Source organism: Acidobacteriota bacterium (assembly GCA_030697165.1).
Classification (GTDB): domain Bacteria; phylum Acidobacteriota; class Vicinamibacteria; order Vicinamibacterales; family UBA2999; genus 12-FULL-67-14b.
Genome location: JAUYQQ010000008.1, coordinates 423,177 through 447,238 on the forward strand (window position 1 = coordinate 423,177; position 24,062 = coordinate 447,238).

18 protein-coding genes and 1 pseudogene are annotated in these 24,062 nt (G+C 65.8%); 7 read left to right on the forward strand and 12 right to left on the reverse strand.

Annotation, left to right across the window (positions count from 1 at the left end):
- Positions 1-65: 65 nt before the first annotated feature.
- The 10 genes and pseudogenes from Q8T13_08200 to Q8T13_08245 form a co-directional block, all read right to left on the reverse strand.
- Positions 66-2,720: a response regulator gene (locus Q8T13_08200; protein ID MDP3717727.1), complete on the reverse strand. Its 2,655-nt coding sequence runs from the start codon at positions 2,718-2,720 to the stop codon at positions 66-68.
- A complete protein-coding gene (locus tag Q8T13_08205) occupies positions 2,717-3,094 on the reverse strand; it encodes a response regulator (protein ID MDP3717728.1) in 378 nt (125 codons plus the stop codon). The genes Q8T13_08200 and Q8T13_08205 overlap by 4 nt, the downstream gene beginning before the upstream one ends.
- Positions 3,091-4,311 carry a hypothetical protein gene (locus tag Q8T13_08210; GenBank protein ID MDP3717729.1) on the reverse strand — a complete coding sequence of 407 codons (1,221 nt, stop codon included), beginning with the start codon at positions 4,309-4,311 and terminating at the stop codon, positions 3,091-3,093. The genes Q8T13_08205 and Q8T13_08210 overlap by 4 nt, the downstream gene beginning before the upstream one ends.
- 120 nt (positions 4,312-4,431) lie before the next feature.
- A complete protein-coding gene (locus tag Q8T13_08215) occupies positions 4,432-6,258 on the reverse strand; it encodes a molybdopterin-dependent oxidoreductase (GenBank protein MDP3717730.1) in 1,827 nt (608 codons plus the stop codon).
- A gap of 244 nt (positions 6,259-6,502) precedes the next feature.
- Positions 6,503-9,316 carry a M1 family aminopeptidase gene (locus tag Q8T13_08220; GenBank protein MDP3717731.1) on the reverse strand — a complete coding sequence of 938 codons (2,814 nt, stop codon included), beginning with the start codon at positions 9,314-9,316 and terminating at the stop codon, positions 6,503-6,505.
- Positions 9,317-9,480: 164 nt separating this feature from the next.
- Positions 9,481-10,656, reverse strand: coding sequence for a PP2C family protein-serine/threonine phosphatase (locus tag Q8T13_08225; GenBank protein MDP3717732.1), 1,176 nt, complete (start codon positions 10,654-10,656; stop codon positions 9,481-9,483).
- A 31-nt stretch (positions 10,657-10,687) separates the two neighbouring features.
- Positions 10,688-11,873, reverse strand: a pseudogene (locus Q8T13_08230) (glycine C-acetyltransferase).
- A 93-nt stretch (positions 11,874-11,966) separates the two neighbouring features.
- Positions 11,967-14,033 (reverse strand): hypothetical protein, encoded by a 2,067-nt coding sequence (locus Q8T13_08235; protein ID MDP3717733.1) that lies wholly within the window; start codon positions 14,031-14,033, stop codon positions 11,967-11,969.
- A gap of 16 nt (positions 14,034-14,049) precedes the next feature.
- Complete coding sequence (locus tag Q8T13_08240) at positions 14,050-15,102, reverse strand: AI-2E family transporter (GenBank protein ID MDP3717734.1); 1,053 nt, start codon at positions 15,100-15,102, stop codon at positions 14,050-14,052.
- Positions 15,092-16,303 carry an aminotransferase class I/II-fold pyridoxal phosphate-dependent enzyme gene (locus Q8T13_08245; protein MDP3717735.1) on the reverse strand — a complete coding sequence of 404 codons (1,212 nt, stop codon included), beginning with the start codon at positions 16,301-16,303 and terminating at the stop codon, positions 15,092-15,094. The genes Q8T13_08240 and Q8T13_08245 overlap by 11 nt, the downstream gene beginning before the upstream one ends.
- Positions 16,304-16,508: 205 nt before the next feature.
- Between Q8T13_08245 and Q8T13_08250 the strand changes: the two genes are divergently transcribed.
- The 3 genes from Q8T13_08250 to Q8T13_08260 all read left to right on the forward strand — a co-directional run bounded on the left by Q8T13_08250 (position 16,509) and on the right by Q8T13_08260 (position 19,055).
- Entirely contained in the window at positions 16,509-17,444 is a 936-nt protein-coding gene (locus Q8T13_08250; GenBank protein ID MDP3717736.1) for a VWA domain-containing protein, read from the forward strand.
- A 34-nt stretch (positions 17,445-17,478) separates the two neighbouring features.
- On the forward strand, positions 17,479-18,153 hold the full coding sequence (locus tag Q8T13_08255; protein ID MDP3717737.1) for an OmpA family protein: 675 nt from the start codon (positions 17,479-17,481) through the stop codon (positions 18,151-18,153).
- Between the two features lie 197 nt (positions 18,154-18,350).
- Positions 18,351-19,055 (forward strand): glycosyltransferase family 2 protein, encoded by a 705-nt coding sequence (locus Q8T13_08260; GenBank protein ID MDP3717738.1) that lies wholly within the window; start codon positions 18,351-18,353, stop codon positions 19,053-19,055.
- A gap of 144 nt (positions 19,056-19,199) precedes the next feature.
- Here the strand turns inward: Q8T13_08260 and Q8T13_08265 are convergent, their stop codons facing one another.
- On the reverse strand, positions 19,200-19,655 hold the full coding sequence (locus tag Q8T13_08265) for a CHRD domain-containing protein (protein MDP3717739.1): 456 nt from the start codon (positions 19,653-19,655) through the stop codon (positions 19,200-19,202).
- A gap of 275 nt (positions 19,656-19,930) precedes the next feature.
- On the opposite strand from Q8T13_08265, the gene Q8T13_08270 reads away from it, so the two are divergent.
- The 4 genes from Q8T13_08270 to Q8T13_08285 all read left to right on the forward strand — a co-directional run bounded on the left by Q8T13_08270 (position 19,931) and on the right by Q8T13_08285 (position 22,785).
- The gene (locus Q8T13_08270) at positions 19,931-20,752 is read left to right on the forward strand and encodes an ATP-binding protein (protein ID MDP3717740.1); all 822 of its coding nucleotides are present in this window, start codon (positions 19,931-19,933) and stop codon (positions 20,750-20,752) included.
- A 35-nt stretch (positions 20,753-20,787) separates the two neighbouring features.
- The gene (locus Q8T13_08275) at positions 20,788-21,555 is read left to right on the forward strand and encodes an SDR family NAD(P)-dependent oxidoreductase (GenBank protein ID MDP3717741.1); all 768 of its coding nucleotides are present in this window, start codon (positions 20,788-20,790) and stop codon (positions 21,553-21,555) included.
- Between the two features lie 88 nt (positions 21,556-21,643).
- Positions 21,644-22,090 carry a DUF1569 domain-containing protein gene (locus Q8T13_08280; GenBank protein MDP3717742.1) on the forward strand — a complete coding sequence of 149 codons (447 nt, stop codon included), beginning with the start codon at positions 21,644-21,646 and terminating at the stop codon, positions 22,088-22,090.
- Positions 22,087-22,785, forward strand: a complete 699-nt coding sequence (locus Q8T13_08285; protein ID MDP3717743.1) for a TMEM175 family protein — start codon at positions 22,087-22,089, stop codon at positions 22,783-22,785. Before Q8T13_08280 ends, Q8T13_08285 begins: the two co-directional genes overlap by 4 nt.
- On the opposite strand, the gene Q8T13_08290 is transcribed toward Q8T13_08285, so the two are convergent.
- A complete protein-coding gene (locus tag Q8T13_08290) occupies positions 22,730-23,923 on the reverse strand; it encodes a pyridoxal phosphate-dependent aminotransferase (GenBank protein MDP3717744.1) in 1,194 nt (397 codons plus the stop codon). The two genes, Q8T13_08285 and Q8T13_08290, sit on opposite strands and share 56 nt — an antisense overlap.
- Between the last annotated feature and the right edge of the window lie 139 nt (positions 23,924-24,062).

Below are 24,062 nucleotides of genomic sequence, written 5' to 3' on the forward strand. Positions count from 1 at the left end.
GGCTACCGGCTACTGGCTACTGGCTACTGGCTACTGGCTACTGGCTACTGGCTACCGGCTACTGGCTACTTCAACAGGCGGGTCACTTCTTCGGTGAGTGCCGCGGCCTCGATGGGCTTGGTGAGATACACGTTGGCCCCGAGCCGCAGCGACCGCAGTTCGCTCGAGGAGCGGTCGGCGCCCGACACTACCACCACCGGGATGCGCGCGTCTTTCGGGTTCGACTTGAGTCGCGCCAGCACTTCGTAGCCGTCGATGTTCGGCATCACGAGGTCGAGCACCAGCAGGTCCACGGGCTCGCGTTCGATCGCCGCCAGCGCCTCGGCGCCGTCACGGGCCTGCAACACGCGATGGCCGTTGCGCGTCAGCGACGCCGTCAGCACCCCCCGCAGGTCGTCATCGTCTTCAGCCACGAGCACCGCGGCGCCCTTGCGGCTGCCCAGGGCCTGGCTGATCTCGCGCAGCAGCCGATCCAGTCCCTCGCCCTTGGTAACGACCGCGACGCCCTCGGGGCGGCGGCGCGAATCGGTCGCCTCGGGCACGCCCGACACGACAATCACGGGGATGCGCGCCAGCGCTTCCTCGCTGCGCAGGCGCTCGATGAAGTCCCAGCCGTCGAGGCCCGGCATCAGCAGGTCCACGGTGATCGCGTCGGGCCGCATGGTGCGGGCAATGTGCATGGCCGAGGCGGCGTCGCGGGCGTCAAATACCTGGTACCCGGCATTGTGCAGCTGCGCCCGGAGCAGCACCCTGAAGTCGTCATCGTCATCGACCACCAGCACGCGGCAGACGGCGAGGCGCGCCGAGCCGTCCTTGTTGGCAGCCACCGGCGCCAACGGCACGGCGTCGGCCTCTTCGGCCGTGGCCGCCGGCAGCGTGAACGAGAAGCGGGTGCCCTTGTTGACCTCGCTGTCGACAAAGATGCGCCCGCCGTGCTGTTCGACCAGGGCCTTGGTAATGGCAAGGCCCAGGCCGGTGCCGCCCTTGCGGCGAGACGACGAGCTGTCGACCTGCTGGAACTTCCTGAACAGGCGGTGCAGGTTCTCGGGAGCAATGCCCTCGCCCTGATCGGCCACCGTCAGCGTGACGGCGGTGTCGGAACCGGTGGCGGTGATCGTCACGGTGGACCCGTGCGGCGCGAACTTCACCGCGTTCGACAACAGGTTGACCAGCGCCTGGACCATGCGGTCGGGGTCGACCATCACCGGGCGGAGGCGGGCCGGCAACCTGGCGTCGAGCGTGACCTGCGCCAGGCGCGCCGGGCCCTCGACCACCTGGATCGACTGGCGCACGATGTCGACGACGTTGACCGGCTTGAGCTTCAGGGTGATGTTGCCCGACTCGATCTTCGCGACGTCGAGCATGTCGTTGATGATGCGGACCAGCCGCTCGCAGTTGTTCAGGGCAATCTGCAGCAACTGCTGGTGCTCGGGGTGGGGCACCGCATTCGGCTCGTCGAGCACCAGTTGCACCGAGCCGCGAATGGAGGTGAGCGGCGTGCGCAGCTCGTGGCTGACAATCGACACGAACTCGTCCTTCAGCCGATCGACTTCGCGCAGCCGCGAGATGTCCTGGAACGCCACGATCGCCCCGGCGACGTGACCGAGTTCGTTGCAGAGCGGCGCGCCGCTGGCGAGGATCGGGAAGACCCGGCCATCAGGGTGGTGAATCTCGAGTTCCTCGTTGATGACCGGCTCGCCCGCCAGCGCTCGTGCCGAGATCCACTGGTCAGGCGGAATCAGCGTGCCGTCCTTGGCGACGCGCTTGAACCGGGCCCAGTAGCTCTTGCGCAACTCTGGGTTCTGCGGCTCGATGCCGAACACGTCGGTGGCGGCGCGGTTGCGCAGCCGCACGCTGCCATCGGCGTTGAAGATCATCAGCGCCGCGGGCACGGTTTCAAGGGTGGCCAGCAGGTCGGTGTGCGCGGCCTCGACGCGGCGCCGGGCTTCGGTCGTTACGCTGGCCAGCTCGCGGGTTTCGCTGAGCGCGGTGGCCAGTTCGCGCTCGCGCGCCTGGATCGAATTCGACATCCTCGCGAACGAATTGACCAGCACGCCAATCTCATCGTCGCGCAGGGTCTGGTGGGCGGCGCTGAAGTCCCCCTGCTCGATGCGCTCGGCCGACACGGTGAGCTCGCGCAGCGGATCGAGCAGGACGCGCTTGGCCGAGAGCATCAGGAGCGACAAGGTGAGGACGGCGAGGCCGGCCATTAGTCCGATCACCTGGAAGAAGATGGCGCGCCGCCTCTTCAGGAGATCGGCGCTCGCTTCCGTCAATCGAAACTGATTGGCCTCGAAGTCAGCGACCAACGGTTTGATGGCCTCGAAGGCCCTGAAACGTTCAAGGGCCGCCGTGTTGCCCGGATCGTTGGCAGTGGTCAGCCACTGTTCGAGCTCGGTGCGAATACGACGGTAGCGGTCCACCTGGCTCGGCTGGTGCAGCAACGGAGCAATGGCATCGAGCTTCGTCAGAATAACGTTGCGCAGCTCGGCGGCCTCGTCAGACTTCGTGCCGGTCAATGACTCTTCAAGCTGGAGCTGCGTGAACTCGAGCATGGCGCGCCACAGCTCGGCGTCGAGCTGCTGGATTCGGCCCAGCCGATCGCGCTCAGCGTCCATGGTGCTGGCAATATTGAGCGCCGCGACCACCAGGCCGATGGCGATGGTCGCCATGAGCACGACGAGCCACAGGGACACAAACGCCCGCGTGCGGATCGTCACGGGGTCTTGGAGGCGACGATGTCCTTGACCTGCTGTCCGAGGGACAGGGCGTCGAATGGCTTGGTGACGTAGCCGCAGGCGCCCAGGCTCAACCCGCGTTGAATCTCGGCCTCTTGCGACTTGGCGGTCAGGAAGATCACGGGGATCGCGGCGGTTGCGGGATCGGCCTTGAGCTGGCGACAGGTCTCGGGGCCGTCAAGCTCGGGCATCATCCAGTCGAGCAGCACCACGTCGGGCGGATCCAGGCGAATGGCGTCGAGGGCTTCCTGGCCGTTACCGACGACCCGCACCACGAAGCCCGCGCGCTTGAGGGACAGCCGGGCGACCAGTTGAATGTCGGGATCGTCTTCGGCCAGCACGACGGTCAGGCTCATGACGCGGCGCTTTCCACGCTTTGCTCGGCCTTGGCAGCGGCCGGCAGCGGGGCGGTCAACGTGGCGAGCTGGGCTGCGAAAATAGAGGCGATGGCTACCGACGCTTCATCGGCGGTCTTGCCCGCGTGCAGCTCGGCCGACAGCACCCCGACCGGTCCGGACGGCCCGCACATGGGCACCGCAATGGCGGCCCCGGCCGTGGCGGTGGCCGCGCTCACCCGGGGCGCGTTTTCGCGCAAGGCCTCGGCGGTGAGGTTGGCGCTCGCGCGGTCGATGGTGCCAATGCGATCGACGATACGGGCGTCGAAGCCGTGGGTGGACACCGGCGAGAGCGCGCTACCGTCGTTCGAGGTGACCCACACAATCAGGCCCTTGGCGCCAAGCGAGTCGCTGGCCCGCGCCAGCGCCCCCGACAACGCGCCGATGTCGGCGAGCGCCGAAAGGTCGGAGCAGATCTCGGCGACGGTCTTCAGGTCCGGGCCTGCAGGCGCCACCGCGGCCCCGACCGGGGCTAGTACCTCGTCGCGCTCGGCCTTCTTGATGTCGAGGTTGAGCACATCGGCTGGTGGGGTCACCTTCAGCGTGGTGGCCAGCTCCTGGCGCCACTCGGTTGGATCCTTGACGGCTTCGCGCTTGCTGCCGGGCAGCAGCATGAGCGAGACCAGGACCCAGAGGCCAATGCCGGCGGCGGCCAGCGCGGCTTGTTCCTGGCGGATGGCCGCCACCCGGGCGTCGGATTGGTTGCGCAACGCATAGCGGGCGGCGGTCACCTGTTCGGTCAACCCGTTCAGCAGGTCGCGGACTTCGGTGAACAGCACGTCGCCGGCAAGCAGCATCTCGCCGCGGTCGGCGTACTGCCGCGCGCGACGGTCGGCGGCCGCCAGCTGATCAATGCCGTCGAGCGATTCCGAGAGCGACCCGCCCGAACCCGCCACCTCGGCATCGAGCGTGACGACGCGTTGCCGCAAGGTGTCGAGCAGGGTGCCGGCGCGACCGCCCCAGAACGAGGTGCCCTGCCCGGGCGCGATGTAGGCGTACATGGAGCCCCGCGCGTCGAGCAGGGCGGTGAGGACCTCTTCGGCGGCCTGGTCGAGGGCGGCGCCGCGCTGGCGCGCCGCCACGAGGTCGCCCTCGTCGGTCATCGCGCGATACCCAAGGGCCGCGCTTGCAAGCAAGGCGAGGATGAAAAGAGAGATGCGGACGGATCGTCGATCCATTCGGGTCACAGGATAGCAGACAGTAGCCAGTATCCAGAGGCCAGTATCCAGAAGAGCTCTTGTCTTTCTGGCTACTGGCTACTGGCTACTGGCCACTGGCTACTGGCTACTGGCCCCTGGCTACTCCGATGAGCGCGAGATCTCGTCGGTAACGAGGCGAAGCGGAATGACCGTGGCCGTGGCCATCTGTTCCATCTGCACGTTGTGCCCCTTCACGGGCGGCAGGTCCTGGAACATCGTGTCCCACTTCCAGCGTTCCATCGGGTTGCTGGCCTTCAGCCAGTGTTCCGCGCTCACGGGCCGGTTGAACACGGTCTCGGTCAGCGTCGCGTACTCCGGGCGTGCCGACATGAACGTGGCCACGTCGGCGCGCACCTGCTGCGAGGTGGTGTAGGTGTAGGGCAGGCCCAGCGCGGCCGCCACGCTCGTGAGAATCTGCCAGTCTTCCACGGCTTCACCTGGCGCGTTGATGGCCTTCGAGGCGGCCTGCACCATGCCCTGGTCGTTGGTGTAGGTGGCGTCTTTCTCGACCCACGCCGCGCCCGGCAGCACCACGTCGGCGACCTTCGACAGTTCCGACTGCAGCACGCCCTGATAGACGATCACCGGCACGCGGCCGGCCTTGCGGGCCTCGAGCAGCCACGTGAGGTCACCCATCGAGCCATCGGGTCCCGGATCGACGATGTAGAGGACCGCGACGCGGCCCTGGTCGATGGCGGTGCGCAGCGCGGAAAGATCCGCATCGCCGTCGCCGACGACCGCGAGGCCGAGGTCGCGCGCGCCGTTGACGTTGGGCGCATCGACGGCCGGCACGCGGAACTTGGTGGTGGCGGGCTGCTGCTTTTCGGTGCGCCGCCAGGCAACGTGCACGTGCGAGGCGCCGCCATCCCCCTTCAGATCCTCGGCCAGGCGCTTGAGCAGGTACAGCTCTTCGTGCGACGCGTGGGCCGAGGCCAGCATGCGCACCGACGCCGGATCCTTGCGGCCGGCGGCGTTCAGCAAGTCGCGCACGCGCATCAGCGCGTCCTTCCAGGTGGCCACCTGCTGCACGCCGTCCTTGGTCAGGATCATCGGCTTCCGCAGGCGCTCGTCGCCTTCGACCCACAGGTACTGGAACCGGCCGATGTCGCACATCCAGAAGTCGTTGACCGCGGGGTTGTAGCGCGGTGTCACGCGCGCGAGGCGCGCGCCCTTGGCCCACTCGGGCTTGGCCTTGAGCCACGCGGTGGTGCTGCAGCCCTTCGAGCACATCGTGCACGTCGTGTCCACGGCATGCGGGTTGTCCCACGGCCGGGAGCGGAAGCGGTACTGCTTGGTGGTGATGGCGCCGACCGGGCACACATCCATCAGGTTGCCCGAGAGCAGCGAGTGGACACCCTGTTCGTTGAAGGTCGCGATCTCGCTGCCGTTGCCGCGGTTGATGGTGCCGATCTGCGCGTCGCCGTCCACTTCGGCCATGAACCGGCTGCAGCGCGTGCACAGGATGCAGCGGTTGCGGTTGAGCATCAGCGTGGGGCCGAAGTCGATGTCGGCCTTCACGCCCTCGCCGTCGAACGTGCGGCGCGGGAAGTCCATGCGGCTGGCGTCGTTGCCGAACGCATACGAGAAATCCTGCAGCGGGCACTCGCCGCCCTTGTCGCACACCGGGCAATCGAGCGGATGGTTGATCAGCAGAAACTCGAACACGCCCTTGCGGCCTTCCACGGCCTCGGGGTCCTGCGTGTGCACCACCATGCCCTCAGCCACCGGCGTCGAGCACGAGGTCTGAAGCTTGCCCATCTTCTCGATCTTGACGAGGCAGACGCGGCAGGAGGCGTCGATGCCGAGACCGGGGTGATAGCAGTAATAGGGAACCTGGATGCCGGCCTCGATGGCGGCCTTGAGGACCGAGGTGCCTTTCGGCACGGACAGCTGGCGGCCATCAATGGTCAGCGTGACGTTTTCCATGACTTTAGGATGATATCCCAAGGGTTCAAACCCGGGGGTTCAAACCCGGGGTTCAAGCACGGAGGTTCAAGCACGGAGGTTCAAGCACGGGGGTTCAACCACGGCGGTTCAAGCACGGGGGTTCAAGCAGGGGGTTCAAGCACGGGGGTTCAAGCACGGGGGTTCAAGCACGGGGGTTCTCAGAACCTTCGTGTTAGAACCTGCGTGTTTGAACCGTCGGGTTTGAACCCTGTGATTGAACTTACTAGCGCCGTTCAATTATCGCAACGGCGCCGCCGTCTGGATTCACGTCCACCGACCGGAAGGTGCCCGCCAGGGGCAGGCGCTGTTCGGTAATGGCTTCGGTCAGGGTCACCAGGTGCCGCGAGGTCGTGCCGTCGGCATAGGTCACGGTCACGGTCACCGGCACGTCGAACACCTCTTCGGCCTGCTCGAACCGCACCACCAGCCCCTCCCCTTCCTGGACCGAGCTGAACCGCAGGCGGGGGATGGCCGAGTCGTAAATCCAGCGCTCGAAGAACCGTTCGAGGTTGCGGCCGCTTTCGGCCTCCATGGCCTTCCGCAGGTCGTCGGTGCCCGCCTTCTTGAAACGATGGTCGGCATAGTAGCGGCGCACGCCGCGAAAGAAGGCTTCGTCGCCGACGAAGCGCCGCAGCATGTGCAGCACCGAGGCGCCCTTGTTGTAGACCAGCGCGCGGAACACGCGGCTTTCGCCCTTGATGTGCCCCAGCCTGTACCCCAGGTAGACGGGCCCCTGATCCGAGTAATCGACCGCCCATCGCCGGAACTGCCGAAGAATGTCGTGAAACGCGTCTTCACCGCGCCGCTCGCGCGCGAACAGCGCCGCGAAGTACTGCGCGAAGCCTTCGCTCAACCACTGCTCGTGGTAGTTCTTCCAGCCGACCGCCTGGCCGAACCACTGGTGCGCCAGCTCGTGCGCGATGAAGAACTCGGGAAACCCCGAAAACGACGCCGGGTCGTTGCGCCAGTTGTGCTGGCTCACGGGCGGCGGGTTGTTGATCATGGCGAAATAGCCCGGCGCGTGTCCGCCGGGCAGTTCGTCCTCGACCATGGCAATGGTGAGCGCGTCGTACGGGACATCCCCGACGAGCGACGCATACAGCCGGACGATCTCGGCGCCAAGCGCAACCGTGTCACGCGACTTGTTTTCCTGGCGCCGGTTGGCATCCACCGTCAACTGCATGGTGTTGCGCGCGCCCACCGCCGGAATGACAAACGCCCGCGCCTGCAGCCTGGCGATCTGCTTGGCCAGCGTATCCCCCGGCACCGACACCAGCGCGCGTTCGGCCGGCGGTGTCGTGATGTCGAGCGCCACCGTGGCCGCGTCCACACGGTTCATCTTGCTGACGAGCACCGCCAGGTAGCGCAGCGGCTGCGGCGAACGAAACGAATACGACACCCGAGGCACGCTGCGGCCGGAGCTTCCGACCACGACCGGCTCGGCCGCCGCCGGCGAGCCCGGCTCCGCCACGCCCGAGGCGACCACCGCGTATTCGGCCGGCACCGTGAAGCGGATGTGCGCCGTCGCGAAGTCGGTGACCTGCGCCTGCGGGTACCAGTAGCTGCGATTGCTCAGCAGCCACTTCGGCTCCGCCGGCACAAACGGCAGATCGTCGGGTTGTGAGTTGCGTTGGCCTGGTAGGGCTGGTGGGGCTGGTGGGGCTGGTAGGGCTGGTCCACTGACTGCCACAGACTCGTCCTGGAAACTCGTGCGCATCAGGCGGCCGGAGTAGTTCACGGTGAGCGTGAGGTGAAAGTCGCGCGCGACAGGCGACGGCAGGTTGACCAGCACGCTGTTCTGGTTGCGGATGCGCAGGAACATCAGCCGGCCGAACTCGTCGCTCGTGATCGACGACACGTTGAGGCTGTCGGCGAAACGCAGCGTGAGCACGCCGAGCGCGTGCGCCTTGACGCGCAGCTTGATGCGCGTCGTGCCTTCCATCCACTCGCGGTCGGGATAGTACTGCGCGTCGATGTCGTAGTCGATGACGTCGTAGTCGATCAGATCGTCTTCGTCGTAGAAGCGGCCGCGGCTCGCCAGCTTCTGTTCCGACGCATACACCGAGATGTTGCGGCGGCGGGCGCGCTGGAACAGCGAGACGTCTTCGGGCTCGCCGCTCGCGCGGGCGTAGGTGATCGCGTCAAACCGGCGCGTGCGCACCTCGGCGACGAAGTCACCGGGCTGCGGCAGCAGCGACCACACATCGCGGCTCAAGTCGCTCAGGTCGAGATTGAACGACCGGGCGACGTCCTCGTCGAAAATTGCCTGGCCGCGCCTGAGCAGGCGCAGGTCGACCGGCACCGGTGTCAGCAGGTTCTCGGCGACGCGCTGCTCGAACTCGTACGGGTTGATGCGCACGAACGCGGCGGTGAACGGCGTCTCGAGCGTCTCGGTGCCGGCAAACAGCCGCAGCTGGCCCTTCTCTTCCTTGGGCGCCGGCTCGAACACCATGGTGCCGTCGCCGATCAACACGAGCGCCGTCACGCCCTCGGCGGTTTCGGCCACGAACACGTCGCCCGCGGGCAGGCGGAGCGTGAAGTCGACCGCCTGCAGCACCAGGTTGCGCGCGGCGAACTGCTTCCCGGCCTGCAGCGTCAGGCGGTGCAGGCCTTCGATCGACGCGAGCCGATCCTCGGCCTGGATGCGCCACGGCTGGCGGCCAAATTCGTCGCCGCGCGGCCGCCGGACGTCGAGCCGCCACGTTGCGATGCGGCCGCGATTGCCGGACTCCTGGAACACCTCGAGCACCAGCCGGTACCCCTCGCCCGGCAGCGCCCCCGGCAGCGGCGCTCGGTCACGCTCCTTGACGACGACGCGGGTGATGCCTTGGAGGACCATGGCATCGAAGAACTCGAGCGATTGCTCGCGGTTGGCGTTGGGCGACAACAGCGCGAGCCAGCGGTTGCGATCCACGGTCGAGATGGCGGTTTCAACCGCCGCCCTGAAGTTCTGCAGAGACAGTTCTTCGGCGTCGGGTGCCCGGGTGGGTACCTGTCCCGCGAATGCGTCCACCTCCGCCGTGGCGACGGCGGACAAGGGCGCAGCGCAGAAGACGATCAAGACAAGAAGGCGTGCAAGCATTCACGGATACAGCCGGGAGTCGGGAGACGGGAGTCGGGAGTCGGAAAAGCACTGGTCTTTTCGACTCCCGGTTCCCGACTCCCGACTCCCGGCAGATTATTAGACGCCAGTGGGACGAATCAGGCTATCGGAATCGCCAGCCTACTGAGGACCAGTACGGTCAAGTCGTCGGCGAGACGCTGGTCGCGGCGGTGACGCTCGACGGCGTCGAACACGGCACGGCCGAGGTCGCCGGCCGCCGACTGCTGGTAGGCGCCGGCGTATAGCGCCAGCGTCCGCTCCAGCCCGGCCTCGTCGAACGGTGTGCCGTCAGGGCTCTCGGCTTCGGTCAGGCCGTCGCTATACATCAACAGCGCATCGCCAGGGTTCAGCTGTACTTCGCCGGCCTCGTACTCGCTCGCTTCGAACATGCCGAGCGCGATGCCGCCGCTCATCAGCCGTTCAATGGAGCCATTCTGCCGGCGCAGCAGCGGCGGTGTCTGGCCGGCGTTGACGAACTCGAGGCGGCCGGTCGCGGGCGTGTACGACGCGAGGAACAAGGTGATGAACCGCGAGGCCGGCGCGTGGCGCGCCACCTGCAGGTTGAGGCGCTTGACCAGGGCCGGCAGCGGCAGGCCTTCATCCACGAGCGTGCGAAGAATGGCGAGCAGCAGCGCCATGAGCAGCGCCGCCGGGCTGGCCTTGCCGGCGACATCGCCGAGCGCGACCAGGACGGTGCCGTCTGGTTGCGGCAGGATGTCGTAGAAGTCGCCGCCCACCGTGTTGGCCGGCTTGGTCAAGCCGAAGGCTTCGACACCCGGGCCCGACCACGTGCCGTCGGGCAGCATGGCCTGCTGAATCTCGCGGGCGACTTCCAGGTCGCGCTTGAGCGAGAGCCGGTCCGCGACCTCGAGCAGCACGAGCAGGTTCATCAGCAGAAAGCCCGCGAGCAGCCACATCGTGCCGTCGGCGAACAGCGGTCCCGGCACCCGGATGTGCACGAAGAACAACGCGACCGGCACCGGCACCGAGATCAGCCCGAACCCGCGGAACAACTGGAACAGGCCGATCACCGACAGCGCGAGCGACAGGCCGTACATCAGCCGGCGGGCCGGCGACAGGCGCATGGTAAACGCCAGGAAGAAGCCCTGCACGTACTTGATGGCCTTCTGGTACCAGGGCAGGCCTTCGAGTTCGGCCGTGTTGATGCCCTTGGCGAAGAAGCGATAAGCCTCGGGCGTCTCGCGCGTGAACAGCTTCCCCAGCTCGTCGGAGGTGAGGTCGTGCGTGTAGCGCTTGAAGAAGGCCTTCGGCATGGTTCTAGCTACGTAGCTCTTAACTCGGACGTTAGCCGATAACGCCGAGTTCCCTTCCCACCCTGGCAAACATGTCCAGGGCGTATTGCAGGTCCTCTTTGGTGTGGGTCGCGGCCACGATCGTGCGCAAACGGGCCTTGTCGCGGGCCACGGTCGGAAAGCCAATGCTCTGGGCGAAGACGCCCTGGGCAAAGAGCGCATCCGACATCTTCGCGGCGGTGGCGGCCTGGCCCACAATCACCGGCGTGATCGGGCTTTCACTGAGGCCGGTGTTGAAGCCGAGCGATTCGAGACCGGCCTTGAAGAAGCGCGTGTTGTCCCAGAGCTGCTCGATCCACTGCGGCTCGCTTTCGAGCACATCGATCGCGGCAATGCAGGCGGCGGTCACGGCCGGCGGATGCGAGGTGGAGAACAGGAACGGCCGCGCGCGGTGATACAGGAAATCGACGAGCGCGCCGGGTGCCCGCGACGTAGCCGCCAAGCACGCCGACCGCCTTCGAGAGCGTGCCGACCTGGATGTCGACGCGGCCGTGGCACTTGAAGTGATCCACCGTGCCGCTGCCGTTCTTGCCGAACACGCCGCTGGCGTGCGCGTCATCCACCATCATGATGGCGCCGTACTCCTCGGCAATGGTGCACAACTCGGGCAGGGGCCCGAGGTCGCCCTCCATCGAAAACACGCCGTCGGTGATCAGGATCTTGCGCTGCGTCGTGGGCAGCTCCTGCAGGATCTTGCGCGCCGCGCCGACGTCCTTGTGCGGAAACACCTTGATCGCGGCGCGGCTCAGCCGGCAGCCATCGATGATGCTGGCGTGGTTCAGCTCATCCGAAATGACCACATCGTCTTTCGTGAGTACCGCCGAGACAGTGCCGGCGTTGGCGGCGAAGCCGCTCTGGAAGACGACCACCGACTCAACGTGCTTGAACTTGGCGAGCCGGCGCTCGAGTTCCATGTGCATTTCCATGGTGCCCGAGATGGTGCGGACGGCGCCGGAGCCGACGCCGAACTTCGCCACCGCGTCGAGCGCAGCCTGCTTGAGCCGCGGGTGCGTGGCCAGGCCCAGGTAGTTGTTCGACGAGAGGTTGACGACCGACTTGTGGTCGAAAGTGGCGTGGGCCGCCGGCTCGCCTTCGAGGATGCGGAGCTTGCGGTACAGCCCCTGTTCCTTGAGCGACGTCAGTTCAGCGTTCAGAAAGGCGAGAGGATCGGTGCGCATATTCAGGATCAGGGATCAGGGATCAGGGATCAGGGATCAGGGATCAGGGATCAGGGATCAGGGATCAGGGATCAGGGATCAGGGATCAGGGGTTCAGGGGTTTACCGGTAACGCAAACAGTGTATCGCCGTCTGGGAACTGCTCGAGCACTTGCGCGTTGTGGGCCACCAGCCACGCGCGGACGAGGCCGGCGCTATCCGGCGCTGCAAAAGCCTTCGGATGCACCACGACATGGGTGCTCCTGGAATCCACTAACGACTGCCACGCCAGCTCGGGATTCACGGTGACGTCCCTCAAGCGCGCCACGCGGGCGCTGTAGTCCGGTGGAAAGCTGCCGCTGTAGCCGTTGGTGATTGGCTGCCAGTGGCTGGCGGCGTAAAAGACGTAGCGGATCTCCCACGCGGCGTCGCCGAACGGGAACTCGGTGATGACCGACCCGGCCGGAAGGGCAGCGACCCGCGCATAGACGGGCGGAACTTCCGACGCCGGATATACACGTGCCGGCGGCATGGCTTCGTTCTGCGCCCAGGCGCGATTCATCTCCATGGGGATCGCCGCGCCTTCGACCAGAACCAAAGCTGCAATGATGGCCGTCGCAACGGTCCGGCTTCCACCTTCGCCAAGGCTACGGCGGACAGGAAAGCCGGACGCCACAGTTGGTGCCGATGTGGCGTCCGGCTTCAGGCGGACCAACACCGCCACGCCGTACCCAGCCAGCACCGCCAGGAACAACCCCGCGATCATCGCGTAGCGCGCGGGCACGCGGACGCCGTCGAAGCCCGGCACGTAGTGGTAAAGCGCCGAGTAGATGCCGAACCCGGAGACGCGAGCGTCGCCGGCGCTCGGCGCCGGACCAAGCGACAGCCACATGGCGAGCAGGGCCGCGACGGCAGCAAACGCGACGGGCGATCGCACGGCTCGAGCCGTCGCCGCGCGTGCGTGGGGCGACGCCAGCAAGAGCAAGCCCACCGCGACCGCCAGCTGCCAAAGCAAGCGGCCCGGCGAGCGCGCGCGAATGGCGACGCCCAACACATTGATGTCGAACCCGCCAAAGACCACGGCGCTGACGACGGCGACCAACTGGGTGAACACGACGACGGCGAGAAGCACGATCAGAACGCGGCGCCACAACCGCTGCGCCGGGGTCACGGCCAAGGTCCGGCTAAAGCCGGACGCCACACTCTTAGATGTAGGGTCCGGCTTTAGCCGGACCATTAGGGCGATCAGGGCGACGAGCGCCAGAAGCCACGGCACGATCCCAAGGAACGTCTCACCTTCCGGGCGCGGGTAAAAGCGGAGCACCTGCCCAAAGAACCGCAGGTTCTCAGACGCCGTCGCATACGACCAGACGTTGGCCGAGAACCCCACCACTTCCCCGAATGGCCGCGCGAAGCCAAAGACGCGCTGCGCCTCCAGGTAGGGCAGCAGGAACGGAACCGTCAGGATCAAGGTGCCAGTGGCAGCGGCGACCAAGCCAATCCAGGTCCGAACAGAGCGAAGCGTACCGAGCGCCCACATCCGATGCACAACAAACAAGGGCGCGAACGGCGCGAAGTAGAGCAGGTAGTAGCCGCACGACCAGTTCTGCATCACCAGGGCCGCCGTGCCGCCGGCGAGCGCCTTGTATGAGTTCGTCGTGACGAAGCGATTCAGTCCCCACAGTGCGAAGGGCATCCACTGCGAGCTGAGCACCTGCAGGTGCGGCACCGAGGCAATGCGATACGGAAGAAAGCCGTAGACCAATCCCGCGATGAAGGCGGCGCGGCGATCGCCGGTGAGGTCGTACACGAGCGAGTACGCGCCGAACGCCGAGAGCACGAACGTGGCGAGGAACAGCAGGTTGTAGCAAAGGATGATGTTGCCGGTGAGCCAGTAGATCGGCAGGATCTGCAGCACCTGCCCCAAAAGGTGCTCTGACAGCGCCAGCGAAAGCGGCGCCGGATGAAAGATGTTCGCGTCCCAGAACTGCGACCAGCTCATGGCGCCGGTCACGAGCTGCGGCAGGTGCTCCGCGCCCCACGCCAGGATCCACATGTTGAGGAGCGAGTCGCCGAGGTCGCCGGGCACGTCGCTGCCGAGGCCTGCGGCCAGCGGCCAGGTGAGAAGGATGGAGAAAAGTGTGTATGCGAGGAAAACCAGGGAACCGGGTTGAATTTTCACGGAGCCCACTGAAAATTCAACCCGGTTCTTTTTCGTCTTCGTCAGCCAGCACCAGCTCTTCGAACAACACCTGGAGAATGGCGGCCGTCGGCACCGCGAGCAGCGCGCCGGCCAGGCCGAGCAGTGAACTGCCGATGATGAGCGCCACGATCACGGTGATGGCACTCAAGCCGACCTGCTGACTCATCACCTTCGGCACCAGGAAGTTGTTCTCGACAATCTGGATGGCCCAGCAGAACGCCGCCGTCGCCAGCCCCAGGGAGGGCGACACCGTAAAGGCGACGGCGATGGTAGGCACGGCGGCCAGCAGCGGGCCGACCATGGGAATCATCTCGCCGACGCCTGCGATCAGCGCCAGCACGAAGAAGTAGGGCACCCCGAGCAGCGCCAGGCCAACGGCCGACGTGATGCCGACAATGAAACCAAGAAGGATCTGGCCGCCCAGCCACGCGCTGACCTTGACCGACACCTCCGCCCCGACCTTCGAGACCCGCTCGCGCTGCGATTGCGGGAACAAGCGAACCAACAGGTTGAACAAACGCTCGGAATCCACCAGCAAGTAGAAGGTCAGCAGCAGGATAGTGACCAGTCCGAACACGCCGCCGATGAAGCCCCAGATGGTCAGCAGCACGGTGGTCACGACGTCGGTGCTGCCCGAGACCGGGGCCTGCTTCAGCACCTCGGCGAACGACGTGCCCTCGGGCATGACGCCCCAGCCCACCAGTTTCTGCTGCAGCCAGTCGAGGCGCGTCGGCAGGTCGGTCCACAGTTGCCGCCCCTGAGCCATCAGGGGTCGCACGACCACTGCCGCCAACCCGGCCAGCAGGCCCAGCACGGTGGCGTAGATCAACAGGATGGCGGCGCCGCGCGGCAGGCGTCGCTTGCCGATCGGGGTCAGCCGCCGTCGTTCGATCATGCGAACGAGCGGCGCGAGCCCGATGGCAAAGAGCGCGCTGACGTAGATCAAGAGGATCTGCGAGCGCACCAGGTACAGGGCCCACATCAACAGGATCGCGACCACCGTGCAGAGCACGGCGTAGCGGACCACGGCGCGCGGGTCAGTGGCCAAGCAACTCCTTCGTGAACGCCGCGACCTCGTCATAGATGGCGCTGAGCTCGGCCGGCGGCGCCAGGAACACGATGCGGAAGAAGCCGTCTTCCGGGGCCGTGCCGAAGCCCGAACCGTATACGCACAGGATGCCCTTGGCGCGAAGCAGCCCGAGCACGAAGTCGACGTCGGTCTTGCCCGGCGGCAGATCGACCTTCGGCATGGCGTAGAACGCGCCGCGCGGCGCCACGCACGACAGGCCGGGAATGGCGTTCATGCGCGCCGTCGTCAGTTCGGCACGCTCGCGCAACTGCTGGCGGAACGAGACCTGGTGGGAGCGATCGCCAGTGAGCGCGGCGGTGACGGCAAACTGCATGGGGCCGGGACTGCACAGCCGTCCGTCGGCGAGCTTCTTGATGGCGGCGAGCGCCGGGTCGAGACGCGGCGATGAACCCACGGCCATCCAGCCGGCGCGCCAGCCGGGCGCCAGGTACGCCTTCGACAGGCTCGAATAGGAAATGATCGCCGCGTCGTTGTCGAGCGCCGCCATGGCCGGCACCGGACCCGCATAGGCGAGGTCGCCGTACACCTCGTCGGCGAGAATGACCAGGCCGTGCTCTTCGGACAGATCGATCAGCGCGCGGCGCATGGCTTCGGGATAAATCGCCCCGGTCGGGTTGTTGGGATCGATCACGACGAGCGCGCGCGTCTTCGGGTTGATCAGGCTGCGAATGTGATCGAGATCCGGCTGCCAGTCGCGCGTGTGGTCGGTGCGGTAGTACACCGGCTGCGCGCCAATCTTCGCGAGCACCGCGGTGTAGAGCGGATAGGTCGGCGACGGCACCAGCACCTCTTCGCCTTCGTCCACGATGCCGGTCAGTGCCAGCTCAATGCCTTCGGACGTGCCCGACGTGATCAGCACGCGATCGGCATCGACGTTGACGCCGCGCGCGACGAAGTCGGCGGCCGCGGCTTCACGCGCCGAAGCAATGCCGGGCGACGGCGTGTAGCCGTTGTGCCCGTCGCGCATGGCCTTGGCGACGGCCTCGATCAAATGCGGCGGCGTGAGAAAACCAAACTGGTTCGGATCACCAATGTTCAGGTACCGGACCGTCATGCCGGTTTGCTCGACCTTCTTCGCCTCGACCACGATGTTGCGAATGGCGTAGGTAAAACGATCGACGCGCTTTGCGGTCCTGATGGCCTCGGTAGCTACTGACATGACCGCCCGATCTTATCAAGGGCCTAGGCACCCTAGGCACCTTAGGCACCTTAGGCACCCTAGGCACCCTAGGCACCTTATTTCTGTAGTGTAAAAGCTACACGTTTACACCCATCCACAGCCTCGCCAAACTCATCTGTGTCAGGCAAACTGCTGCATCCAAATGATTTACCTGTTTGGCACCAAACTTGGAGATAGGTCTGACATGCGGCGGTTCCTCCTGGCCCTCGCGCTGATGACCCATCCGGTTGTCGGCTGGGCGCAGGAGGCTCCTCGGTCGCAGGCGACGTTTCGCTCAGGTGTGGACCTTGTCACGGTAAGCGCGACGGTGCGCAACAGCAAAGGACGACTGGTGACCAATCTCACCAAGCAGGACTTCGAAGTGATCGACCGTGGCGAGCGCCGCGCGATCAGCGAGTTCCGCTCCGAGCGTGCGCCCTTGAGCCTGGCGATTCTCTTCGACGTGAGCGGCAGCATGGATATTGCCGGCCGCTCGACCGCTGCGAGATTTGCGGCCTTTCATCTGCTGAATTCGCTCGATGAAGGCCGCGACGAAGCCGGGCTGTTCGCGTTTGACAGCCGGCTACGCGAGGTGGCCCCGTTTACGGTCGATACGCGTGCCCTCAAGGGTGCGCTGGGGGAGGTCGATCCATTCGGGGCCACCTCGTTACATGACGCGATTTCGGCGGCGGCCGAACGGGTGGCGACTCGCCCGATGTCCCGCCGCGCAGTGGTGGTGTTGACCGACGGCATCGATACGTCGAGCCAGCTGACGCCGGCGCAGGTGTCGGCAACAGCAGCGGCCATCGACGTGCCCGTCTACATCATCGCCGTGGTCTTGCCAATCGACGATCCGGGCTCCGATCGCGCCACCCCAGGCTCACAGCGGCAGGCCCCTGCGTCGGTTGGCACAATTGAGGACCTCGCGCGCTGGACCGGCGGTGCGCTGCACTACAGCAGCACCTCGGCGTCGGCCTACAAGGCCGCGCGCTCGGTCATCGATGAACTGCGCCACCTGTATTTGATTGCGTTCGAGCCTGGCGCGGCTCCGGGGTGGCACCCGCTCGAGATTCGGATGTCGCAGAAGGATTTGGTCGTGCGGACCCGCGGCGGCTACGTCGCCGGGCCGGGCAGTCGTTAAGTTGAACCGTCGGAACTCTTTAGAGGAGATGCATATGCGTAAGTCCCTGTTCGTCGTCGGCATCATTACCATCCTTGGCGTTGCGCCGGCGTGCGCGACCAAGGGCTTCGTCCGCACCTCGGTCGGTGAAGTGAACGACAAGGTGGCCACCATGGGCACGTCGCTCGAAGAGACCCAGGAGCGCGTGCGCACGGCCGAAGGCAAGATCGTTGAAGTGGACGGCAAGGCCGTGGCCGCCAACGAAGCGGCCGCCAAGGCCAACGCCGCCGCCGCCGACGCGGCCAACAAGGCCGCGGAAGTCGGCACGACCGCCGAACGCCGCGCCGCCGGCATCGAAGCCGAGACGCGCAAGCTGATCTTCGAAACCGTGCTCAGCGAAGACCAGGGCAAGTTCCGGCTGGGCAAGGCTGACCTGCCGGAAGACGCCGCCGTGGCGCTCGACGCGATGGTGAACAACCTCAAGGCCGACAAGAAGGCCGTGTGGGTGGAAATCGAAGGCCACACCGACAACGTCGGCGACGCGAAGTACAACGAACAGCTCGGCCTGATGCGCGCCGAAGCCGTGAAGCGCTATCTCTACGAGAAGCACCAGGTGCCGCTGCACAAGATCAACGTGATCAGCTACGGCGAAGAGAAGCCGGTGGCGCCGAACAACACCCGCGACGGCCGCGCCCAGAACCGCCGCGTCGTGATCAAGGTCCTCGCCTAGTTACCCGAGCGAGGACGAGCCGGGACGACACCAGAACCCGGACGGGAAGACACTGCTTGACGGGGGGCACTACTTGTCGGGACCGCTGGTCTTGATGGGAAGTGCCTCCCGACAGGCAACACCCTCCCGACAGGCATCCCCCTCCCGACAAGCATTTCCCTCCCGGCAGGTTTCATGAGTTAAGCTTTTAACGCCTCATGAAACTCAGCGTCGTCATGCCGGCCTACAACGAGCAGGCCACCATCCGCACCATCGTCGCGCGCGTGCTCGCCGTGGACCTCGGTCCCGTCGAGAAGGAGCTCGTGATCGTGGACGATGGGTCGAAGGACGGGACGCGCGACATCCTGAAGAAACTGGACGGCCAGGCCGGGGTGCGCGTGTTGTTCCAGCCGCACAACCAGGGCAAGGGCGCGGCGGTGTGGCGCGGCATCCGCGAGGCGACCGGCGACATGGTGATCATCCAGGACGCCGACCTCGAATACGACCCGAACGAATATCCCGTGCTGATCCGGCCGATTCTCGACGGCCAGGCTGACGTCGTGTACGGGTCGCGGTTCCTCGGCCACGCGCGCGGCCACCGCGTGCTCTATTTCTGGCACTCGGTCGGCAACAAGATGCTGACGACGCTCTCCAACATGTTCAGTGACTTGAACCTCACCGACATGGAGACCTGCTACAAGGTGATGCTGAAGTCGTACGCCGACCGGCTCGACCTGCAGTCGAAGGATTTTGGCATCGAGCCCGAAATTACCCAGAAGATGTCGGCCATGCGCGCGCGCATTTACGAGGTACCCATCTCGTACAACGGCCGGACCTACGAAGAGGGCAAGAAGATCGGGCTGAAGGACGCCTTCAAGGCGGTCTACACGATTCTTCGCTTCTGGGGATGGCAGCCTAAATAGTTACCGACGGGAGGGCAATGCCCGACGGGGCGACACTCTCTGACGGGGCGGCACGACTTGTCGGGACAGTCCCGTCAAGCAGCTCCGTCCCGTCAAGGCGTGCGACCCCGTCAAGAAGTGCCTTCCCGTGAGGTCCGGTGAGCGCTAAGGCACGCGAACGACTTGTCCCCTGATCTCGCCGCCGGCGTTGTTCGTGCTGTGCACGTTCAGGTAGATGTTGCCGAGCTGCAGGGCCTGCAGGAAGTCCTCCCACGAGTTGATGCCCTGGGCGGCGCGGGGCACGAGGTCGGTCGCCGACGCCGTGCCGGTGAGGCCGTAGTCGTTTGAAATGCCGGCCGACACCGTGATGTTCACCACGACCGGGCCCGACACGCCGGCCGCGCCGACGTGGAAGTGCGCAGCCGTGGTGCCCACCGGCATGTTGTAGACATCCACGCGGTAGGTCACGACGCCGGTGGCCTGGTTCAACGCGATCGTGGCCGTTCCTGCCGCGCCGGTCACCACACCGGGCACTTCGCTGCCACCCGACAGGTTTGCGGTGAAGTTCATTTGCTGGGCCTGCGCCTGGCTCGAAACCAGCAGCGCGAACACGCCCGCCATTGCCAGAGTCCATACACGTTGCATCTCAATCGCTCCTTTGTCGCCCGGAATAATTTTTGGCGCGCCGCGAGGCAACCCTTCCACCTTCGCGCCGACGCTACGGCGGACAAGGAAAGGCGCCTCCAGAGAAACTGGAAGCAGAATGCAGGCCAGCAGCTAAGTAGTTGCGAAAGAGTGGCTTACGGAAGACAACCAGGCTGGAATGGTTACGCGGCGCGAAAGCGGTTACGCAACGCGTACGGTAAGCAGCCAATCGATCATATTGTGTGCGAACGATGAGGCACCTGCTGACGGTGGGCCCCCTGCCGTGGAAAGCGCTCGGCGTTACTCCCGGCGACTGGCCCGATTGCGAGATTCACGAGGCCTACAGCGAGACCGACGCGCTCCGCCGGCTCAGGACCCGCGCCTTTGACGTCGTCATTACGCACCCCCTGACGTCCGCCGAGCAGGACATGCCGCTGGTCCGCGAGGCGCGGGAACAGCAACCCGGGATCCGCCCGATCATGATCGTCCCGGAGCTCACCCCCGCCGAGGTCATCGATGCGCTGCGCAGCGACGTCTACGCCTGCTTTACGATGCCGGTGACGCCGGTCGAACTGAGCGACGCCATCACCAACGCGCTCAATGCCGACCATTGGACCAACGGCATCCAGGTGCTGTCGGCGCTACCCGACTGGATTGCCCTGCGGGTGGTCTCCCGGCGTACCACGGCCGATCGGCTGACGCGTTTCATGACCGAGCTCGTCCCCGAGGTGTCGGCCGACGATCGGTTTGCGCTGATGACGGCGTTTCGCGAGGTGCTGCTGAACGCCATGGAGCACGGCGCCGGATTCGACCCCGACAAGGTGGTCGAGGTCGCCGCGGTTCGCACCAAGCGCACGATCGTGTATTACTTCAAGGACCCCGGGCCCGGCTTCAACCCCAAGGCCACGGCCAGCGTCGCGACTGAGGCCGACCCGATCGGCCACATGGCCGAGCGCGAAGCCAAGGGGCAACGACCCGGCGGGTTTGGGCTGCTGCTGACGTCGAAGCTGGTGGACGAAGTGCACTTCAACGAGTTCGGCAACGAAGTGTTTCTCGTTAAGTATCTTGAATAGGGTGCCTAGGGTGCGACCTGTGACATATTCGCTCGATGGATCCAACCGGCAAAGTTGCATTGATCACCGGCGGTAAGCGCATGGGCGCGGCGGTGGCGACGCGCCTCGCGGCGGCGGGGGCGGATGTGGCGCTGGTCTACCACCGCTCGGGCGCGGAGGCCGAGGACACGGCTGCTGCGGTCCGGGCACTCGGCCAACCTTCGCCGGGGCTTCGGAAAGCAAGTCGCGCCATCACGTTACAAGCCGATGTCTCGAGCGAGCAGGACTGCGCGCAGGCGGTGGAGGCCACGGTCGCCCAGCTTGGCCGCCTCGACATCCTGATCAACATGGCGTCGGTGTATAACTCGAAACCGTTCGACCAGCTGACCGCGGCCGATTGGGATCGCCAGATGGCGGTGGACCTGCGCGCGACGTTCCTGTTTTCGCGGGCGGCGGCGCTCGTGATGAAGCGCGTCGGCGGCGGCCGCATCATCAACCTGTCCGACTGGGTCGCGGCCAGCGGGCGGCCACGCTATGCGGGCTTCTTGCCCTACTATGTCGCCAAGGCTGGTGTGAAGGCGCTGACCGAGGCGCTGGCCCTCGAACTGGCCGGCGATCAGATCCTGGTGAACGCGATTGCCCCCGGGCCGATTCTGGCCCCGCCCGACATGAGCGCGAAAGAGAGCGAGTTGGTTGAGCAGAACACTCCGCTCGGCCGCTGGGGCGGCGAAGAGGAAATTGCCAAGGCGGTGATGTTTCTCGTGCAGTCCGAGTTCGTCACCGGCGAGACCATTCGTGTCGACGGCGGGAGACACCTTAGGTGAACCTGCCGGGAGTCGGGAGTCGGGAGTCGGGAGTCGGGTCGGGAGCCACATCATGTAGCGTCCGGCTTTAGCCGGACTAGGGAGGAACATGGCCACGGCTTGGGATCCATCGTTTCGAGATTCGCTCGCGGCGCGCGTCGCGCGGCTTACCGCCGACGCCCGGCCGGCGTGGGGCAAGCTGAACGCGAGCGGGATGCTCGCCCACGTCAACGACAGCTACCGCATGGCGGTCGGTGATCTGTATGTGAAGCGGAAGAACCTGCCGCTACGCTATCCGCCCCTCAAGCAGTTCGTCATCTACGCCATGCCGTTCCCCAAGGGGGCGCCCACCGCGCCCGAGCTGATCGCCCGCTGCGCGGATGCCAGCCTGGCCGACGAGCAGATCGTGTATGCGGCGCTGCTGACGCGCCTGGCCGCCGTCACCACCGACACAAAGCTGCAAGATCATCCGGCGTTCGGCCGCCTTACGCACCGCGCCTACGGCGTCCTGATCGCGCGGCACACCGATCATCACTTCAGGCAGTTCGGCCTGTGATTCGCCTGAACCGCCGAGACGTTTCACGCATTGAAGGGTTCAGCGACGCCGTCTTCGGCTTTGCGCTGACGCTGCTGGTTGCATCGATCGAGGTGCCGCCCGACTTCGAGGCGCTCAAGCTCACGCTGCGCGGCTTCCTGCCATTCGCGCTGACCTTTACGCTGATCTCCTGGATTTGGTACCTGCACTATTCGTTCTTCCGCACCTACGGCCTCGAAGACCGCCTGACGGTCGTGCTCAACAGCATCCTGCTGTTCGTGGTGTTGTTCTTCGTGTATCCGTTGAAGGTGATGGCGAACAACCTGGTGCCGCTGTTTACCGGGATTGGCGAAAGCGGCTTTGCGAACCTGAGCGAATACGACAACCGGTTCCTGATGGTGGCGTACAGCTCGGGCGTGATCGCGGTGTTCCTGGTGTTCTTCCTGCTGCACTGGAACGCCTACCGCCAGCGGGCGACCCTGGAGTTGCCGCCGGAGATCGTGTTCGACACCCTCACCGGCATGCGCGCGCACGCGTTGAGCGTTTCGTTGGGACTGACGTCGGTGATGCTGGCCCTGACCGCGCCGATGGATTGGCGCTTCAGCATGGCGGGTATGATCTACGCCCTGGAAGGACCCTTCCAGGGCTTGAACGGTTACTTCAGCGGGACCCGACGCGCGAAAATGTTTCCTTCATCGACGCCAGCGCCCCTGTGAGCTCCTCGCGGCTGCGGCCGGTGCAGAACCGCATGTAGCCCTCGCAGTCGGCGCTGAAGTCGACGCCGGGCACGCAGCCAATGCGGCCGTGTTTGATCAGGTGCTCGGCCATCGCCCACGACAGCGACTCGCCGCCAATGCCCGCGTCCCTGGCCCAGTCGGCGTTGATCTTCACAAAGGCGTAGAACGCGCCATCGGGCGGCGTGCCCGAGAACACGCCAGGCGCCGCGGCCTCGAGGCCCTGGTAGAACAGGTCGCGACGGGCCTTCAGCTCGGTGCGGAACTCCGCAATGCAGTCCTGCGAGCCTTCGAGCGCGCCGACCGCGCCGTACTGCGCGATCGACGAGACGTTGCTGGTTGTGTACAGGATGATCTTGAGGGCGCGGGCCAGCAGGGCCTTGTCACGGATGGCGAAATAGCCGACGCGCACGCCGGTGATCGCGTACGACTTGCTCATGGTGTAGACCGGGATGGTGCGCTCGTACATGCCCGGCAACGACGCGATGCTGACGTGCTCGCCCGTGAACAGCAGGTCCTCATAGGCCTCGTCCGAGATCACCCACAGGTTGCGTTCCACGGCGATGGCGGCCAGCCGCTCGATATCGGCGCGGGTCAGGATGCCGCCGGTCGGGTTGTTCGGCGAGTTCAGGTAGAGCACCCGCGTCTTCGGCGTGATGGCCTTTTCGACCTCGTCGATGTTCCAGCGCCAGCCAAGTTCCTCGCGCAGCGGCACCTGCACCGGCACGCCGTGCGCCGCCTGGCAAATCGCCATGGTCGGCGGCCACTCGGGACCGGGCACGATCATCTCGTCGCCAGGCTCGAGCAGTGCGTGGATCACCGCGTACAACCCGTGCGTGCCGCCGTTGCTGATCAGCACCTCATCGTCTGATCCAACGGGAATGCCGTTCTTCTTCCGCATCTTCTCGGCCACGGCCTTGCGCAGTTGCGGAATGCCGGAGGTGGGCAGGTAGTGCGTGCGGTTGTCCTTCATGGCCTGGGCCACCGCCGCCTTGAACGTCTCGGGCGCGTCGAACGACACGTCGCCTTGATCGAGCCGGAACGGATCCTTGACGGTGTACATCATGTCGCGGATGCGGACGATGGCCGAGACCGGGACGGAGTCGTAGAATTTACCCATGCCGATATTATAAACGGGGATGGGCTGTCGTCATTCCATGCAGGCCACAGATTCAACACAGATTAGGCACAGATGCATGGCCCGCGGCGCCGGGCTCTGCCCGGCGCGTGGCGATGACGAACGAAGCGCGGATCCGAGA